General features: G+C 63.1%; 13 protein-coding genes and 1 tRNA gene. 8 read left to right on the top strand and 6 right to left on the bottom strand.

The window, feature by feature from the left end; all coding sequences use genetic code 11:
- Window positions 1-12 precede the first annotated feature (12 nt).
- Window positions 13-1,869: a choice-of-anchor I family protein gene (locus ACX36O_RS07120; protein ID WP_371686682.1), complete on the top strand. Its 1,857-nt coding sequence runs from the start codon at window positions 13-15 to the stop codon at window positions 1,867-1,869.
- A gap of 91 nt (window positions 1,870-1,960) precedes the next feature.
- Here the strand turns inward: ACX36O_RS07120 and ACX36O_RS07115 are convergent, their stop codons facing one another.
- The 5 genes from ACX36O_RS07115 to ACX36O_RS07095 form a co-directional block, all read right to left on the bottom strand.
- Complete coding sequence (locus tag ACX36O_RS07115; protein WP_488359554.1) at window positions 1,961-3,106, bottom strand: glycosyltransferase; 1,146 nt, start codon at window positions 3,104-3,106, stop codon at window positions 1,961-1,963.
- The gene (locus ACX36O_RS07110; RefSeq protein WP_371686685.1) at window positions 3,107-3,892 is read right to left on the bottom strand and encodes a UDP-2,3-diacylglucosamine diphosphatase; all 786 of its coding nucleotides are present in this window, start codon (window positions 3,890-3,892) and stop codon (window positions 3,107-3,109) included.
- A 199-nt stretch (window positions 3,893-4,091) separates the two neighbouring features.
- Window positions 4,092-4,182 (bottom strand) — tRNA-Ser (locus tag ACX36O_RS07105).
- Window positions 4,183-4,253: 71 nt separating this feature from the next.
- The gene (locus tag ACX36O_RS07100; RefSeq protein ID WP_213360757.1) at window positions 4,254-5,168 is read right to left on the bottom strand and encodes an SPFH domain-containing protein; all 915 of its coding nucleotides are present in this window, start codon (window positions 5,166-5,168) and stop codon (window positions 4,254-4,256) included.
- An 87-nt stretch (window positions 5,169-5,255) separates the two neighbouring features.
- On the bottom strand, window positions 5,256-5,708 hold the full coding sequence (locus ACX36O_RS07095; RefSeq protein ID WP_213360756.1) for an NfeD family protein: 453 nt from the start codon (window positions 5,706-5,708) through the stop codon (window positions 5,256-5,258).
- 195 nt (window positions 5,709-5,903) lie between these two features.
- On the opposite strand from ACX36O_RS07095, the gene ACX36O_RS07090 reads away from it, so the two are divergent.
- The gene (locus ACX36O_RS07090) at window positions 5,904-8,285 is read left to right on the top strand and encodes an Orn/Lys/Arg family decarboxylase (RefSeq protein WP_371686686.1); all 2,382 of its coding nucleotides are present in this window, start codon (window positions 5,904-5,906) and stop codon (window positions 8,283-8,285) included.
- 185 nt (window positions 8,286-8,470) lie between these two features.
- Here the strand turns inward: ACX36O_RS07090 and fabI are convergent, their stop codons facing one another.
- Complete coding sequence (gene fabI / locus ACX36O_RS07085) at window positions 8,471-9,271, bottom strand: enoyl-ACP reductase FabI (protein ID WP_371686687.1); 801 nt, start codon at window positions 9,269-9,271, stop codon at window positions 8,471-8,473.
- A 405-nt stretch (window positions 9,272-9,676) separates the two neighbouring features.
- Here fabI and rimP point away from each other — a divergent pair, with 405 nt between their 5' ends.
- The 6 genes from rimP to typA are packed head-to-tail and all read left to right on the top strand — an operon-like array spanning window position 9,677 to window position 18,028.
- A complete protein-coding gene (gene rimP, locus ACX36O_RS07080) occupies window positions 9,677-10,294 on the top strand; it encodes a ribosome maturation factor RimP (RefSeq protein ID WP_371686688.1) in 618 nt (205 codons plus the stop codon).
- A 6-nt stretch (window positions 10,295-10,300) separates the two neighbouring features.
- On the top strand, window positions 10,301-11,788 hold the full coding sequence (gene nusA, locus ACX36O_RS07075) for a transcription termination factor NusA (protein ID WP_371686689.1): 1,488 nt from the start codon (window positions 10,301-10,303) through the stop codon (window positions 11,786-11,788).
- 20 nt (window positions 11,789-11,808) lie between these two features.
- Entirely contained in the window at window positions 11,809-14,766 is a 2,958-nt protein-coding gene (gene infB / locus ACX36O_RS07070) for a translation initiation factor IF-2 (RefSeq protein ID WP_371686690.1), read from the top strand.
- Window positions 14,767-15,138, top strand: coding sequence for a 30S ribosome-binding factor RbfA (rbfA, locus tag ACX36O_RS07065; protein WP_213360752.1), 372 nt, complete (start codon window positions 14,767-14,769; stop codon window positions 15,136-15,138). It abuts the gene before it with no gap.
- A 3-nt stretch (window positions 15,139-15,141) separates the two neighbouring features.
- A complete protein-coding gene (truB, locus tag ACX36O_RS07060) occupies window positions 15,142-16,146 on the top strand; it encodes a tRNA pseudouridine(55) synthase TruB (RefSeq protein WP_488359553.1) in 1,005 nt (334 codons plus the stop codon).
- A 49-nt stretch (window positions 16,147-16,195) separates the two neighbouring features.
- Entirely contained in the window at window positions 16,196-18,028 is a 1,833-nt protein-coding gene (typA, locus tag ACX36O_RS07055; RefSeq protein WP_091814674.1) for a translational GTPase TypA, read from the top strand.
- Window positions 18,029-18,105 lie beyond the last annotated feature (77 nt).

Below are 18,105 nucleotides of genomic sequence, written 5' to 3'. Positions count from 1 at the left end.
GAGGTCATTTCAATGCAAGTACGCTCCATTGTCCAGGCGTTTTCCATCAGCGTGTTGTCTGCTGCAGCTCTTGTTGCCTGTGGCGGGGGAGGAGGTGTCGGTCCGGTCAAGCCGGCCGAGGAGGCAACGCCGGTCTCTTTCACGCTGGAGAAAATCGGTGGCTTCGAAACTGGGGTGTTCGGCAAGAGTGCGGCGGAAATTCCTGCCTATGATGCCGCCTCCAGGCGCGCGTTCGTGGTCAATGCGCAGTCCGGCAAGGTGGATGTGCTGGACCTGAGCAACCCTGCCAAGCCGAAGAAAGTGGGTGAACTGGCATCCGCAGCGGTACTGGCTGATTCCGAAATCAACAGCGTTGCAGTGCATGGCGGCATTGTTGCCGTAGCCATCCAGGCGCAGCCCAAGACGGAAGGCGGCCGCGTTGCGTTTTTCCGTGCTTCCGACCTGACGCTGCTCAGCCATGTTGCCGTTGGCGCGCAGCCCGACATGATCACATTTACGCCGGATGGACGTCGCGTACTCACGGCCAACGAAGCCGAACCCAGCAACGATTACCAGACCGATCCGGAAGGCTCGGTCAGCATCATCCATATCGACAACGTCCGGAATCCGGTCGTGCGCACCGCCGACTTCACTGCCTACAACGGGCGTGAAGATGAGCTGCGCGCCAAGGGTATCCGCATCTTCGGTCCTGGCGCCAATGCCGCCAGCGATTTCGAGCCCGAGTACATCGCCGTCTCCGCAGACGGCAAGACGGCCTGGGCCACCTTGCAGGAAAACAATGCCCTGGCCATCATCGACATCGATGCCGCCAAGGTGCGCGATGTGGTGCCGTTTGGCTACAAGGACCATGGTGCCGAGGGCAAGGGCCTGGATGCATCGGATGCCGACCTGAAGGCCGATATCCGCACCTGGCCGGGCGTGCTGGGCATGTATCTGCCCGATGCCATTGCCTCCTACAGTGCAGGTGGCAAGACCTATCTGGTGACCGCCAACGAAGGGGATGCCCGCGCCTGGGGCGAAGACGACGACGCCTACTGGACAGGGGATGCCGGCAAGGGGTTTGTGGAAGAATTCCGCGTCAAGCACCTGATCAATGCCAAGGGCTGGAGCGGCCGTGCCGGAGACGATTTGCCGCCGCAGCTCAATGCGCTGGCCAAGGGTGGTTTGCTCAATCCGGCTGTCTTCGGTTATTGCGGCGCCATCGCCGGCAATCCGGGTGCCTGCCGTGATGATGGCAACCTCGGCCGCCTGACGGTTACCTGGATCCAGGGTTACCAGAGGGGTGCCGATGGCAAGCCGGTGTATTACAACGCCAAAGGAGTGCAGGATCCGGCTGGCGATCGCCTGATGTACGACAAGCTGTACGCCTACGGTGCGCGCTCCTTCTCGATCTGGAATGACAAGGGCGAGCTCGTCTGGGATTCGGGCGACGCCATCGAGAAGTTCTTTGCCAGCGATGCCTGCAAGCTGGGGGCGGGGCGTACCGTCGCCTGCAAGGACTTTTTCAACTCCAACCACGAAGCAGGCAGTTCGATGGACAACCGCAGCGACAACAAGGGTCCGGAACCCGAGGGCGTGGTGGTTGGCAAGATCGGCACCAAGACCTTTGCCTTTGTCGGCCTTGAGCGCATGGGGGGTGTGCTGGCCTATGACATCACCAATCCGTCCGCGCCGACGTTTGTCGACTACCTGAATACGCGCGAGGACTGGACGACCAAGGATCCATCCACCGTGGCGGCAGGCGATCTGGGCCCGGAGGGCCTGGCATTCATCCCGGCAAAGCAGTCGCCCAATGGCAAGCCGCTGCTGCTGGTGGGCAATGAAGTGAGCGGCAGCACTACGGTGATGCAGCTCAACCTCAAGTATTGATGTTCTGATTGCGGGGGCGTGGGCGTTACGCCCTTGCTTCCGCGCTCTCGGGGTGCAGGGCGCTTCGTCTGCGAGGCCTGATGCTGATCAGTCAGGCTTCGGCCAGCGAGCGGTACAGCCTGGCCAGCTTGCCCGCCATGGCGCTGTCCGACCAGGCATTGGCATAGGCGTGTGCCTGCTGACGCAGCCGGTCCAGGCGCTGTGGCTTGTTGAACAGCTCGCCCAGTTGCTGGCCGAAAGCGGCGGGATCCGCCGGTGGAACGATAGCGCAGGGGGCAGCATCCAGAATGTCGGCGGTGCCCATTTCTGCCAGGGCGATCACGGGCGTGCCCGCGGCCATGGCCTCCAGCAGCACCAGACCCTGCGTCTCGGTGAGCGAGGCAAAGGCAAACACGTCGGCGGCGGCATAGCAGGCAGGCAGTTCGCGCTCGCGCTCCAGATAGCCGATAAACTGCACGGAATCCTGCAGCTGCATCCGTGCCACCTGCTGCTGCAGTTCGGTGCGTGCCGGGCCTTCGCCGGCAATCACGAGCAGCAGATCCGGGCGGAGGGGCAGGGCGTGCTGAAGCGCCTGCAACAGGAAGCCGATATTTTTCTCGTGCGCCACACGGCCGATGAACAGCGCCACGGGCCGCGTTCCCGCAATGCCGTGCCTGGCACGAAACGCGGTACCGTCGGCATTGGCGAAGTTCTGCACCGGTATGCCCGTGGGCAACACATGCATGGCGCTGGTCACGCCGTATTCCTGCAGGCGCGCACGCATGGCGGAGGAGGGCACCACGACGGCATCGAGCGCATTGCACTGCCGGCGCGACCAGGCGCGCGCCTGTCCGCGCAGCCAGCGTGCAGGGAGCATGGGCGCATAGTGGTGCAGATATTCCTCGAACAGCGTGTGGTAGGTGGCAATGACAGGCTTGTTCAGGGCGCGTGCCGCCTTCAGGCCTGCATAGTGGGCCACGAAGGGGGTCTGGATATGGATCAGATCGCAATCCCCGGCGGCAAGCAGCACGGCGCGATGCATGGCACGCCAGTGCAGCAGACGGTCTTCGGGATCGCCGGGCACCTGCCAGCCGCGGACCCGTTCGATGTCTGCGGTGTCGGCTTCGTTGCCGTAGCGCGGAGCCACCATGTGCACCTGCACGCCATGCCTGGGCAGGCTGGTGCGGAAGGTTTCTATCGAGGTGGAGACGCCGTTGACACGCGGAAAATAGACATCCGATACCATCAGGACCCGCATTCAGGCCTCGACCGTAGCACCCATGGGAGTTGCGGGCGTGCGCGAGGTTTCGCGGTCATCCCAGGTAATCTGTTCCAGACGGCCGTCCAGATGCTCCACGATGGCGGTGCAGGAGTCCACCCAGTCGCCGCAATTGACGTACTGCAGGCCGTCGATTTCGCGGATGGTAGCCCAGTGGATGTGGCCGCAGATCACGCCATCCAGATTGCGCTCGCGCGCGTGATAGGTGGCGGACTCCTCGAAATCGAAGATGAAGTTGAGCGCCGTCTTGACCTTGCGCTTGGCGTAGCCGGCCAGGGACCAGTAGCCAGAAATGCCCAGCTTGCGGCGCACCCACGACAACCAGGTATTGAGGTTGACCAGGGCTTCATAGGCCTTGTCGCCAAGCACGGCGACCCACTTGTGGTGCTGCGTTACCTGATCGAACTGGTCGCCGTGGATCAGCAGGTAGCGCTTGCCATCGACCGTCTGGTGGACCAGTTCGCGCTGCACGTCGATCTCGAGGAACACGGTCTGGCAGTATTCGCGCAGGATTTCGTCGTGGTTGCCGGGAATGAGCACTACGCGGGTGCCGGCGCGGGCGCGCTGCAGCAGTTTTTGGACGACGTGGTTCTGCGTTTGTGTCCAGTAGATGCTGCGGCTCATGGCCCAGAAGTCCACCACATCGCCAATCAGGAAGATGTTTTCCGCGTGGTGCTCCTGCAGGAAATCCAGCAGGCGATCGGCCTGGCAGGCACGCGTGCCCAGATGAATGTCGGAGATGAAGATGGACTGGACTTGTTGCATGTCCGGTAAGTTACCGGCGTGGTATTAAATCGGGGTGACGCTTCTGTGGCAGAACTGTGAAGCGTGGTGGCGATGCTGCAATGCAATATCAATTCGGATTGCATTGATCCGCCACGTGGGAGCTTTCGAGCGGCGAGGCGAGCCATTGCCAAAATAAAAAACCCTCACAAATCAATGATTTGCAAGGGTTTTCGTGTTCTGGCGGAGAGGGCGGGATTCGAACCCGCGGTAGGCTATTAACCTACACACGCTTTCCAGGCGTGCGACTTAAACCGCTCATCCACCTCTCCAGAAGACCGCTATTCTAGCAGGGAAAAACCCTGCTTGTCACCGGCCGCGCAAGTTTTCTGAAAAAAGACACTCACTGTGGCCGCTGCGCCTGCACCATCTTCATGGCGGAGGCAATCAGGGTCGACACTTCCGTCATGTTGCCGGGCACCACCAGCGTGGTGGTCGCGTCCGCCGCCACGCGGCTGTAGGCTTCCACGGCCTTTTCGGCCACCTTCAGCTGCACGGCCTGCTCGCCACCCGGCTGACGGATTGCTGCAGCCACGCGTTCGATCGCCTGGGCCGTGGCATCTGCCACCGCCGTGATGGAAGCCGCCTCACCCATTGCGTTGTTGATCACAGCCTGCTTCTCGCCCTCGGAGCGGGCAATGAAGGCCTCGCGCTCACCGGTGGCGATGTTGATCTGCTCCTGGCGACGTCCTTCGGACGCGGCAATCAGGGCGCGCTTTTCGCGCTCCGCCGTGATCTGCGCCTGCATGGCACGCAGGATCTCTGCCGGCGGCGTCAGGTCCTTGATCTCGTAGCGCAGCACCTTCACGCCCCAGTTCAGCGCGGCTTCGTCGATCGCATTGACCACCTGCGCGTTGATCATCTCGCGCTCCTCGAAGGTCTTGTCCAGTTCCAGCTTGCCGATCACGCTGCGCAGCGAGGTCTGCGCCAGTTGCGTCACGGCCATGATGTAGTTGCTCGAGCCATAGCTGGCGCGCATGGCGTCGGTCACCTGGAAGTAGAGGATGCCGTCCACGGTCAGCTGCGTGTTGTCGCGCGTGATGCAGACCTGGCTGGGCACGTCCAGCGGAATTTCCTTCAGGTTGTGCTTGTAGGCCACGCGGTCGATGAAGGGCAGCAGGAAGTTGAGGCCGGGGTTGAGCGTGGCATGGTATTTGCCGAGGCGCTCCACCACCCAGGCATTTTGCTGGGGCACGACCTTGAGCGTCTGTGCGATGAAGATGACGGCGACGGCGAGCAGGACGATGGCGTATTCCATCTGCAAATCTCCGGTTTGGAAACAGGAACGCCGTTCACAAGGACGGCACAAGGCTTGCACTATAGCCTACGCACGTGACAAGCCTCGTCACACGGGCCCGGCAGGCGCAATTGGCTCGACCACCAGCCGGTTGTTCACAATGTCGACCACCCGGTGCTGGCCGGGCTGCCCACCGGCGTCGGCATGGGCGGCAACTGCCGTCCACGGTGCACCGCGGTAGAAGACCTGCGCCGTAGCATCGGGCAGCCATTGCTCCACCATCACCGTGCCGCCTATATCCAGCTTGTTGCGCGTTGCGTTGGCACGCGTTGGTGCAGGCGTTCCCTTGCGCCGGCTGCGCAACACAAACCAGATCACCACGGCCAGGCTGCTGACGATGGCTGCACTGGCAATCTGCCCCGACAGCGGCAGCCCGAGATAGGAGAGCAGGGCGGCCATCACGGCGCCCAGCGAAATCATCAGCAGGAAAAAGGTTCCGGTCAGCAGCTCCGCACCAACCAGCAGTGCGGCAGTGATCCACCAGAGAGTCGCGTTGTCCATGCAGGCTCCTTGTCCACGGAAAAAGGCCACTGCGGCCGCGCATCCGGCCGCCATGGTGGCATGCTTGCTGCAACCCGGGGCGTTTACCACTGCCCGAGGGTACGAAATTGCAGTTTGCGGCGCTGCAACACGGTGCACGCACGTATCATTCTGCCTTATCCCCCTATTGCTGTTTTCCAGAACTGGAGTCATCCCGTGAAATTCCGTTTTCCCATCGTCATCATTGACGAGGATTACCGCGCCGAGAACATCTCCGGCCTGGGCATCCGCGCCCTGGCCGAAGCCATCGAGAGCGAGGGTTTCGAAGTGCTGGGCGTCACCAGCTATGGCGACCTGAGCCAGTTTGCCCAGCAGCAAAGCCGCGCCAGTGCCTTCATTCTGTCGATCGATGACGAGGAATTCTCCACCGGCCCCGATCTGGACCCGGCCGTGCTCAGCCTGCGCGCCTTCATCGAGGAAGTGCGCCGCAAGAACGAAGACGTGCCGATTTACGTCTACGGCGAGACCAAAACCAGCCGCCACCTGCCCAACGATGTGCTGCGCGAGCTGCACGGCTTCATCCACATGTTCGAGGACACGCCCGAGTTCGTGGCGCGCCACATCATCCGCGAAGCCAAGGCCTACCTGGAAAGCATCCAGCCGCCGTTCTTCCGCGCGCTGCTGGACTATGCCGAAGACGGCTCCTACTCCTGGCACTGCCCGGGCCACTCCGGCGGCGTGGCGTTCCTGAAGTCGCCCATCGGCCAGATGTACCACCAGTTCTACGGCGAGAACATGCTGCGCGCCGACGTCTGCAACGCCGTGGAAGAACTGGGCCAGTTGCTGGACCACAACGGCGCCATCGGCGAGAGCGAGCGCAATGCGGCGCGCATCTTCAATGCCGACCACTGTTTCTTCGTCACCAACGGCACCTCCACGTCCAACAAGATGGTGTGGCACCACACCGTGGCCGCTGGCGACGTGGTGGTGGTGGACCGCAACTGCCACAAGAGCAACCTGCACGCCATCATCATGACCGGCGCGATCCCGGTGTTCCTGCGTCCCACGCGCAACCACTACGGCATCATCGGCCCGATTCCGCAGAGCGAGTTCGAACCCGAGGCGATCATGGCCAAGATCAAGGCCAACCCGCTGCTCAAGGACGTGGATCCGAAGAAGGTCAAGCCGCGCATCCTGACGCTGACGCAGTCCACCTACGACGGTGTGCTCTACAACACCGAAACCATCAAGAACCTGGTGGACGGCTATGTGGAGAACTTGCACTTCGACGAAGCCTGGCTGCCGCACGCCTCGTTCCACCCGTTCTATGGCACGTACCACGCCATGGGCCGCAAGCGCGAGCGCCCGCAAAAGACCATGGTGTATTCCACCCAGTCCATCCACAAGCTGCTGGCCGGCATCAGCCAGGCCAGCCACGTGCTGGTGCAGGATTCGCAGGAACGCAAGCTGGACACCTACCTGTTCAACGAAGCCTACCTAATGCACACCTCCACCTCGCCGCAGTACAGCATCATCGCCAGCTGCGACGTGGCCGCGGCCATGATGGAGCCGCCCGGCGGCACCGCTCTGGTGGAAGAGAGCATCGTCGAGGCGCTGGACTTCCGCCGCGCCATGCGCAAGGTGGAGGAAGAATTCGGCAAGAACGACTGGTGGTTCCAGGTCTGGGGCCCCGATGAGCTTGCGGATGAGGGCATCGGCCGCGCCGATGACTGGGTGATCCGCTCCAAGGGCAAGGGCAAGAAGGCGCAGCAGTGGCACGGTTTCGGCGAACTGGCTGACGGCTTCAACATGCTGGACCCGATCAAGTCGACCATCGTCACTCCAGGCCTCAAGCTGGATGGCACCTTCGAGCAGAACGGTATTCCGGCCAGCATCGTCACCAAGTATCTAGCCGAGCACGGCGTGGTGGTGGAAAAGACCGGCCTGTACAGCTTCTTCATCATGTTCACAATCGGCATTACCAAGGGCCGCTGGAACACGCTGCTCACCGCGCTGCAGCAGTTCAAGGACGACTACGAAAAGAACCAGCCGATGTGGCGCATCCTGCCGGAGTTCTGCCAGCAGCATCGCCGCTACGAGCGCATGGGCCTGCGCGACATGTGCCAGTACGTACACGAGATGTACGCCAAGTACGACATCGCGCGCCTGACGACCGACATGTATCTGTCCGAGCTGACGCCGGCCATGACGCCTTCGGATGCTTACGACCACATCGCCCGCCGCCAGACCGAGCGCGTGGAGGTCGATCACCTGGAAGGTCGCGTCACGGTGGGCTTGGTCACACCGTATCCGCCGGGCATCCCGCTGCTGATTCCGGGCGAGGTGTTCAACAGCCAGATCGTGGATTACCTGAAGTTCGCGCGCGAGTTTGCCAAGCAGTGCCCGGGCTTCGAGACCGATATCCACGGCCTGGTCAAGCAGCTGGACGACAAGGGCGAAGTCCGCTTCTATGCCGACTGCGTGATGGAGCAGCCGGTTCCCGGACGCCGCCGTTCGCGCTCCAAGGCGGCCCGCCCGCTGACCATGGATGACATGATCGCGGCGCAGCAGCATACGCCGTTCACGAACCAGTTCTGACAAACGGTTCAGCCAAGAAAAAGCGCCTGATGTCCTTGCACGTCAGGCGCTTTTTTTCCGGGGTGAGTCACTGCGCCTTGCACTGACGCCGCTTGAAGCACGCCTCCCGCAGGGGCGGGTGCGGCGAGCCACGCCAGAGGCGCGTGGACCGCCAGGACGCCGCGGCATCCTGGCGGTCCGGATGCTTATTGGTAGTCGGAGCTCAGGCCGGCCGTCTGGCTGAAGCCACAGTCCACATAGCTGATCTCGGCCGTCATGCCGGAGGCCAGGTCGGACAGCAGGAAGGCGGCCACGTTGCCCACTTCCTCGATCGTCACGTTGCGGCGCAGCGGGGCGTTCGTGGCCATGAAGGCCAGCAGCTTGCCGAAGTCCTTGATGCCGCTGGCCGCCAGCGTCTTGATCGGGCCGGCGCTGATGCCGTTCACGCGGATGGTACGGCCATCGTCGGTGCGGCCCAGGGCTTCGGCCAGATAGCGCACGGAGGCTTCCAACGAGGCCTTGGCCAGGCCCATGGTGTTGTAGTTGGGAATGGTGCGCATGGCACCCAGGTAGGTCAGCGTCAGCAGCGCGGACTTGTCGTTCAGGTAGGGCAGGGCGGCCTTGGCCATGGCCGGGAAGCTGTACGCGCTGATCTCGTGCGCGATCTTGAAGGCATCGCGACTCAGACCGTCGAGGAAGTTGCCGGCAATCGCCTCGCGCGGCGCAAAGCCGATGCTGTGCACGAAGCCATCGAACTTGGGCCACACTTGCGACAGGTCGGCAAACAGCTTCTCGATCTGGGCATCATCGCCCACGTCGCAGTCAAACACCAGATTCGAGCCGAAGTCGGCGGCAAACTCGGTGATGCGGTCCTTGAAGCGCTCGCCCACATAGCTGAAAGCCAGTTCGGCACCTTGTTCGTGGCAGGCCTTGGCGATGCCGTAGGCGATGGAACGGTTGGAGAGCACGCCGGTAATCAGCAGTTTCTTGCCGGACAGGAAACCCATGGATTCTTCCTCTTGTCTTGTCTGAGTGGGATGGTTGCAATATTCGGGTGGCGCAAAAATTGCCGCGAGAGCCCATGTTCCATGCCCCACGCGCGCGCCTGCAAAAAGCGCATTGTCGCACGGCGGCAAGGGGTATCGGTACAGTCGGCAAACGAAGGCATGCATATTCCCCGTGCAGGGCATGGCGTCCTCGCAACGCAATCGCATGCGCGGCACCTTGTACAGAAGGCTGCTCTGGGCTATAATTTCGCCCATCACCACCAAGCGTGCACGCAAAATGGGCCGGTTTTTACCCGCCCATTTTTTTTGTTCACGCTCGGAAATGGGGGCTGGGCGGCCTGAAGTTTGTTTGCAGAATCAACAGGTTGCCGTAAATTTTGAAACACGGGAACATAAAGGCAAGGCGTGTCGCTACAAAGTCTGGTCGAGCAAACAGTACAAGGATTGGGCCTGGATCTGGTCGAGATTGAACGCTCGGCAGGCGGATTGCTGCGCATTACCATTGATTTGCCCTGGACGCCCGAGCAGGCCGCATTGCCCGAGCAGTTCGTCACCATCGAGGACTGCGAGAAGGTCACACGCCAGTTGCAGTACGCGCTGGAAGTGGACGGTATCGACTACAACCGCCTCGAGGTGTCCTCGCCCGGCATCGACCGCCTGCTGCGCCATGGCAACGATTTCCTGCGCTTTGTCGGCGAAGAGGTCGACATCACGCTGAAAGAGCCGATCGGCCCGAACGAGTCCAGCATTGCCGCCAACCGCAAGAAGTTCCGCGGCACGCTGGAGCAGACCGAAGCCGGCTGGCAAATCGTCTGGAGCGATGCGCCGCCGGTCAAGCCCGGCCAGCGCGTGAGCAAGAAAAAGGCGCCGCCGCCGCTGCAGGCCCTGGGGTTCGTGCTCGATGAAGTGCGCGAAGCCCGCCTGGCACCGGTGGTCGACTTCAAGGGGCGCCGCAAGCCGGCACCCGCCCATCCCGAACAAGAACAAGCCCGTCCCGGAAACGACGCACAAGATACGGAGTAAACCACAATGAATCGCGAACTGTTGATGCTGGTCGAGGCGATTGCCCGCGAAAAGAACGTCGACCGTGACGTGGTGTTCGGTGCCATCGAAATGGCGCTGGCCCAGGCCACCAAGAAGCTGTACAACGGCGAGGTCGACATCCGTGTCGCCATCGACCGTGAAAGCGGCGAATACGAAACCTTCCGCCGCTGGCTGGTCGTGCCCAACGAGGCCGGCCTGCAGAATCCCGATGCGGAAGAGCTGCTCATGGATGCGCAGGATCGTATCGCCGACATTGCCGTGGATGACTACATCGAGGAGCAGGTCGAGTCCGTGCCGATCGGCCGTATCGGTGCCATGACGGCCAAGCAGGTCGTGCTGCAGCGCATCCGGGATGCCGAGCGCGAAATGCTGCTGCGCGAGTTCATGGAGCGTGGCGAGAAGATTTTCACCGGCACCGTCAAGCGCATGGACAAGGGCGACCTGATCGTCGAGAGCGGCCGCGTGGAAGGCCGCCTGCGCCGTAGCGAAACCATCCCGAAGGAAAACTTCCGCACCGGCGACCGCATCCGCGCCATGATCATGGAAGTGGACACCACGCTGCGTGGCGCTCCCATCCTGCTGTCGCGTTCCGCGCCCGAGTTCATGGTCGAGCTGTTCCGCCAGGAAGTGCCCGAGATCGAACAGGGCCTGCTGGAGATCAAATCCTGCGCCCGCGATCCCGGCAGCCGTGCCAAGATCGCCGTGGTGGCGCATGACCAGCGTATCGACCCGATTGGCACCTGCGTCGGTGTGCGCGGCAGCCGCGTGACGGCCGTCACCAACGAGCTGGCCGGCGAGCGCGTGGACATCGTGCTGTGGAGCGAGGATCCGGCCCAGTTCGTGATCGGCGCACTGGCACCGGCCAACGTGCAGTCCATCGTGGTGGACGAAGAAAAGCATGCCATGGACGTGGTGGTGGACGAGGAAAACCTCGCCGTTGCCATCGGCCGTGGCGGCCAGAACGTGCGTCTGGCCTCCGACCTGACGGGTTGGAAAATCAACATCATGGACGCGGCCGAATCTGCCGAGAAGCAGGCCACCGAGCAGCAGGAGCTGCGCTCGCTGTTCATGAGCAAGCTGGATGTGGACGAGGAAATCGCCGACATCCTGATCGAAGAGGGCTTTACCAGCCTGGAAGAAGTCGCCTACGTTCCGCTGCAGGAAATGCTGGAAATCGAGGCGTTCGACGAGGACACCGTCAACGAGCTGCGCGCCCGTGCCAAGGATGCCCTGCTGACCATGGAAATCGCCCGCGAAGAGAGCGTCGAGGAAACCTCGCTCGATCTGCGCGACCTGGAAGGCATGACGCCCGACCTGCTGGCCAAGCTGGCCCAGGGTGGCGTGCATACACGTGACGAACTGGCCGATCTGGCGACCGACGAGCTGGTCGAGATGACCGGCCAGACCGAGGATGAGGCGACTGCGCTCATCATGAAAGCCCGCGAGCACTGGTTCGACCAGGATCAGGCCTAAGGAAAGGGGTGAGCAACCATATGTCAACAAATACAACCGTCGCCGAATTTGCCGCTGAACTGAACAAGACGCCCCAGGCCCTGCTGGACCAGCTCCAGAGTGCCGGCGTGAACAAGAACGCTGCCTCCGATATCCTGAGCGAAACCGACAAGCTGAAGCTGCGTGACTACCTGCGCGCTGCCCACGGCATGGGTGGCGAGCGCAAGAAGATCGTGCTGACCAAGAAGTCCACCAGCGAGATCAAGCAGGCCGATGCCACCGGCAAGGCCCGCACCATCCAGGTGGAAGTGCGCAAGAAGCGCACGTTGATCAAGCGTGACGATTACGAGACCGAAGCACCGGAAGCCGCTGCTCCGGCCGTGGATACCGAAGAGCTGCTGCGCCGCGAGGAAGAAGCGCGCCGCCAGGCCGAGCTGATCCGCCGCCAGGAGGAAGAGCTGGCCGAGCGCCGCCGCCAGCGCGAAGAGCAGGAAGCGCGCGAAGCCGAGGAGCGTGCCCGTGCCGAAGCCGAGGCTGCTGCCCAGGCGCGCGCCGCTGCCGAGGCTGAAGCGGCCCGCAAGGCCGCCGAGCCGGTGGATCCGGAAAAGGCCCGTGCCGAAGCCCGCGCCCGCGCCGAGGCCGAAGTGGCTGCCATCCAGAATGCACGTGCTGCCAGCGCCGAGCGTGAAGCGGCTGCGCGTGAGGCTGCCGAAGCACGCCAGCGCGCTGCTGCCGATGCCAAGGCCCAGGCGGAAGCTGCCGTGGCCGAAGCCAAGGCCAAGGCCGAAGCCGAGCGCCAGGCACGCGTGGACGAGGAAGCCAAGCGCGCCAAGGAACTGGAAGAGCGTCGCCGCAAGGCCCTGGCCGAGGCAGAAGCCATCCGTGCCATGATGAATGCGCCGGCCAAGGTGCTGACGGCCAAGAAGCCGGAAGAACCCAAGCCTGCCAAGGGCACGCTGCACAAGCCGGCTGCCAAGGCCGATGCCAAGCCCGCCCCCAAGGCGGGTGCCACAGCCGCTCCCGCCGCTGGCGCAGGCGCCAAGGAAGTCAAATCCGCCAAGCTTTCCTCCAGCTGGGCCGGCGACGGCGACAGCAAGAAGAAGGGCGAAATCAAGACCCGTGGCGACACCTCTGCCGGCAACCGTGGCGGTGGCAACTGGCGCTCCGGCCCGCGTGGCGGCGGTCGCCGCAACGACCGTGGCCGTGACGAGCGTCGCGAGCCGCAGGCACCGGCCGAGTTCAAGCAGCTCGAGATCCACGTGCCCGAGACCATCACCGTGGCCGAACTGGCACACAAGATGGCCATCAAGGCCTCCGAAGTGATCAAGGTGCTGATGAAGCTGGGCCAGATGGTCACCATCAACCAGCCGCTGGACCAGGACACCGCCATGATCGTGGTGGAAGAAATGGGCCATGTGGCGGTGCAGGCGGCGCTGGACGATCCGGAAGCTTTCACCCAGGAAGAGGTGGAAGCACAAAATGCCGAACTGCTGCCGCGCGCCCCGGTCGTGACCGTGATGGGACACGTTGACCACGGCAAGACCTCGCTGCTGGACTACATCCGCCGCGCCAAGGTTGCGGCCGCAGAAGCTGGCGGCATCACGCAGCACATTGGTGCCTACCACGTCAAGACCGAGCGTGGCATCGTCACCTTCCTGGATACTCCCGGCCACGAGGCGTTTACTGCCATGCGTGCCCGCGGTGCCCAGGCAACCGACATCGTGATTCTGGTCTGTGCGTCCGACGACGGCGTGATGCCGCAGACGCGTGAAGCCATCAAACACGCCAAGGCGGCCGGTGTGCCGATCGTGGTCGCACTGACCAAGGCAGACAAGCCCGAAGCAAACCCCGAGCGCGTCAAGGGCGAACTGGTGGCCGAAGAAGTGGTGCCGGAAGAATTCGGTGGCGACTCCCCGTTCGTTGCCGTGTCCAGCAAGACCGGCATGGGCATCGACGAGCTGCTCGAGAACGTGCTGCTGCAGGCTGAAGTGCTGGAACTGAAGGCGCCGATCGATGCCATGGCCAAGGGCCTGGTGGTGGAAGCCCAGCTCGACAAGGGCCGCGGTCCGGTCGCCACCGTGCTGGTGCAGTCCGGTACGCTCAAGACCGGCGACGTGGTGCTGGCTGGGCAGACCTGGGGCCGTGTGCGGGCCATGAACGACGAAAACGGCAAGCCGACCAAGTCGGCCGGCCCGTCCATCCCGGTGGAAATCCAGGGCCTGACCGAAGTGCCGCAGGCCGGCGACGAATTCCAGGTGCTGGCCGACGAGCGCCGTGCGCGCGAAATCGCCACCTACCGTTCCGGCAAGTTCCGCGATACCAAGCTGGCCAAGCAACAGGCCGCCAAGCTGGAAAACATGTTCGCCAACATGGAGGCGGGCGAGGTCAAGACCCTGCCCATCATCATCAAGGCCGACGTGCAGGGTTCGCAGGAAGCGCTGGCATCCTCGCTCATCAAGCTGTCTACCGACGAAGTCAAGGTGCAGGTGGTGTACGCGGCCGTGGGTGGTATCAGCGAAAGCGATATCAACCTGGCCATCGCTTCCAACGCGGTGGTGATCGGCTTCAACACGCGTGCCGACGCCAACGCCCGCAAGGCGGCCGAAGGCAACGGCATCGACATCCGCTACTACAACATCATCTACGACGCCGTGGATGACGTGAAGGCGGCCATGAGCGGCATGCTGACGCCGGACAAGAAGGAAGAGATCATTGGTCACGCCGAGATTCGTACCGTGTTCGTGGCGTCCAAGATCGGTACCGTGGCGGGCTGTATGGTCACCTCCGGCCATGTCACGCGCAGCGCGAACTTCCGCCTGCTGCGCGACAACGTGGTGATCTATACCGGCGAGCTGGACTCCCTCAAGCGCATGAAGGACGATGTGCGCGAGGTCAAGGAAGGCTTCGAGTGCGGTATCAAGCTCAAGAACTACAACGACATCAAGGAAGGCGACCAGCTCGAATTCTTCGAAGTCAAGGAAGTGGCGCGTACGCTGTAAATGGCACAGAAGAAATCCCCGACCAACCGCAGCTACAAGGTTTCCGACCAGATCCAGCGCGATCTGGCGGAACTGATCGCGCGCGAGCTCAAGGATCCCCGCGTCGGCATGATCACGCTGCAGGGCGTGGAAGTCACGCCTGACTACGCCCATGCCAAGGTGTACTTCAGCGTGCTCACCGGCGACCCGGTGCAGACCGAGGAAGCCCTCAACCACGCGGCCGGCCATCTGCGCAACGGCCTGTTCAAGCGCCTGCACATCCATACCGTGCCGACGCTGCACTTCATCTACGACCGCACGCAGGAGCGCGCGGCCGACATGAACGCACTGATTGCCAAGGCAGTCTCTTCCCGTTCCAAAGACGAGGAATAAACCATGACTGCTGCTCCACGTACCAGGGTGCAGCGCCGCCCTGTGCATGGGGTGGTGTTGCTCGACAAACCGCTCGGACTGTCCAGCAACCAGGCCTTGCAGAAGGTCAAGTGGCTGCTGCGCGCCGAGAAGGCCGGCCATACCGGCACGCTCGATCCGCTGGCCACCGGCGTGCTGCCGCTGTGCTTTGGCGCGGCGACCAAGTTCAGCCAGATGCATCTCGATGCCGACAAAGCCTACGAGGCGACGCTGCGTCTGGGCATTACCACGACCACCGGCGATGCCGAGGGCGAGGTGTTGCAGGAGCAGCAGGTTGCCGTGAGCGATGCCGATATCGCTGCCGTGCTTGAGCGTTTCACGGGCGCGCAGCAGCAGGTGCCACCCATGCATTCGGCCCTCAAGAAGGACGGCAAGGCGCTGTACGAATACGCGCGTGCCGGCGAGACGGTGGAACGACCGGCACGCTCTATCACCGTGTTCCGCCTGGAGCGCCAGGCAGTGCCGGAGAACATCCTGCAGGCTCATCCCGAGGGCACCGTCATCAAGCTGTATGCCGCCGTCAGCAAGGGCACCTACATCCGCACGCTGGCCGAAGACATCGGCGCCGCACTTGGCTGTGGCGCCCACCTGATCGGCCTGCGCCGCGTGCAGACCGGCGTGTTCGGTCTGGAGGGCTGCGTCACGCTGGAAGCGCTCGAAGCCATGAACGAGGCGGAGCGCCTGCAGGCGTTGCAGCCGGTGGACATTCTGCTCACCGGCCATGCTCCTGTCATGCTCGCTGCAGATGATGCAGCACGCTTTCTGACCGGCCTGCGCCGTCGCGGCACATGGCCGGATGCCGACCACCTTGCTGTGTACGGACCGCCGCCTGCGCCCGGTGTTGCCGTGGAGCGTGTGTTGCTGGGCACCGCCCATGCCCACGCCGGCCAGCTGATTCCGACTCGGCTGCTGAGCCCGCTCGAAATCACCCAGGCCTTGGCGCAGCACCCTCCCGACTTGCCGGCCTGAGCCACCCTATAACAAACAAATCTCCCATCTTCCAAAAAGCATTGTTTCCATGAGTACCCAAATCCGCAATATCGCCATCATCGCCCACGTCGACCATGGCAAGACCACGATGGTCGACCAGCTCCTGCGCCAGTCCGGCACCTTTGCCGATCACGAAAAAGTCGTCGACACCGTGATGGACAACAACGCCATCGAGCGCGAGCGTGGCATCACCATCCTGGCCAAGAACTGCGCCGTGAGCTGGGAAGGCACCCACATCAACGTGATCGACACCCCCGGCCACGCGGACTTCGGTGGCGAGGTGGAGCGCGCGCTGTCCATGGTGGACGGCGTGGTGCTGCTGATCGACGCCCAGGAAGGCCCGATGCCGCAGACACGCTTCGTGACCAAGAAGGCGCTGGCGCTGGGCCTAAAGCCCATCGTGGTGGTGAACAAGGTCGACAAGCCGGGCGCCGATCCGGACAAGGTGATCAACGCCGCTTTCGACCTGTTCGACAAGCTGGGCGCGACTGATGAGCAGCTGGACTTCCCGGTGGTGTACGCTTCCGGCATCAACGGCTGGTCGTCGCTGGAAGAGGGCGTGCCGGGCGAGCAGTGGGGCAAGGATATGTCGGCCCTGTTCAACACCATCCTGAAGCATGTGCCGTCGCACGAAGGGGATGCCAGCGAGCCGCTGCAGCTGCAGATTTCTGCCATCGATTTCTCGACCTTCGTGGGCCGCATCGGCGTGGGCCGTGTCAACTCCGGCACCGTGCGCCCCGGCATGGATGTGCTGGTGATGGAAGGCCCGGACGGCAAGCAGACCAAGGGCCGCATCAACCAGGTGCTGACCTTCGAGGGTCTGGACCGCGTGCAGGTCAAGGAAGCCCGTCCCGGCGACATCGTGCTGATCAACGGGATCGACGAGATCGGCATCGGCGTGACCGTGACCGACGTCAACGATCCGCGCCCGCTGCCCATGCTGAAGGTCGACGAGCCGACGCTGACCATGAACTTCTGCGTCAACACCAGCCCGCTGGCCGGCCGCGAAGGCAAGTTCGTGACCAGCCGCCAGATCTGGGACCGTCTGCAGAAGGAACTGCAGGCCAACATGGCGCTGCGCGTGAAGGAAACCAACGAGGACGGCATTTTCGAAGTGTCCGGCCGTGGTGAACTGCACCTGACCATCCTGCTGGAAAACATGCGCCGCGAAGGCTACGAGCTGGCCGTGTCCAAGCCGCGCGTGGTGTTCCGCGAAATTGACGGCGTGCTGTGCGAGCCGATCGAGCTGGTCACCGCCGACATCGAGGAAGGCCACCAGGGCGGCGTGATGCAGGCCCTGGGCGAGCGCAAGGGCGAACTGGTGAACATGGAGCCGGACGGCCGTGGCCGTGTGCGCCTCGAATACCGCATTCCGGCGCGCGGCCTGATCGGCTTCACCAACGAATTCCTGAACCTGACGCGCGGTTCCGGCCTGATCGCCAACATCTTTGACGGCTACGAGGAGCACCGTGGCGAGATCGGCAGCCGCAAGAACGGCGTGCTGATTTCCATGGATGATGGCGAAATCTTCACCTACGCGCTGGGCAAGCTGGACGACCGCGGCCGCATGTTCGTGAAGGCCGGCGACCCGGTGTATGAAGGCATGATCGTCGGCATCCACAGCCGCGACAACGACCTGGTGGTGAACGCCACGCGCACCAAGCAGCTGACCAACTTCCGCGTGAGCGGCAAGGAAGACGCGATCAAGATCACGCCGCCGATCGAGCTGACGCTGGAATACGGCGTGGAGTTCATCGAGGACGACGAGCTGGTGGAGATCACGCCCAAGAGCATCCGCCTGCGCAAGCGTCATCTGAAAGAGCACGAACGCAAGCGCGCCAGTCGCGAGAGCGCCGTCTGATCCCGACCGGGAGGATTCCCGGTTTCCTGAATCTGCGGAGCCTCGGCTCCGCTTTTTTCCGTCTGGTGTGCGATGTT

The sequence above is a fragment of the Brachymonas sp. KE5 genome (assembly GCF_057773645.1).
The sequence above is the reverse complement of the archived record's forward strand: the minus strand, read 5'-3'. Positions and strand labels throughout refer to the sequence as shown.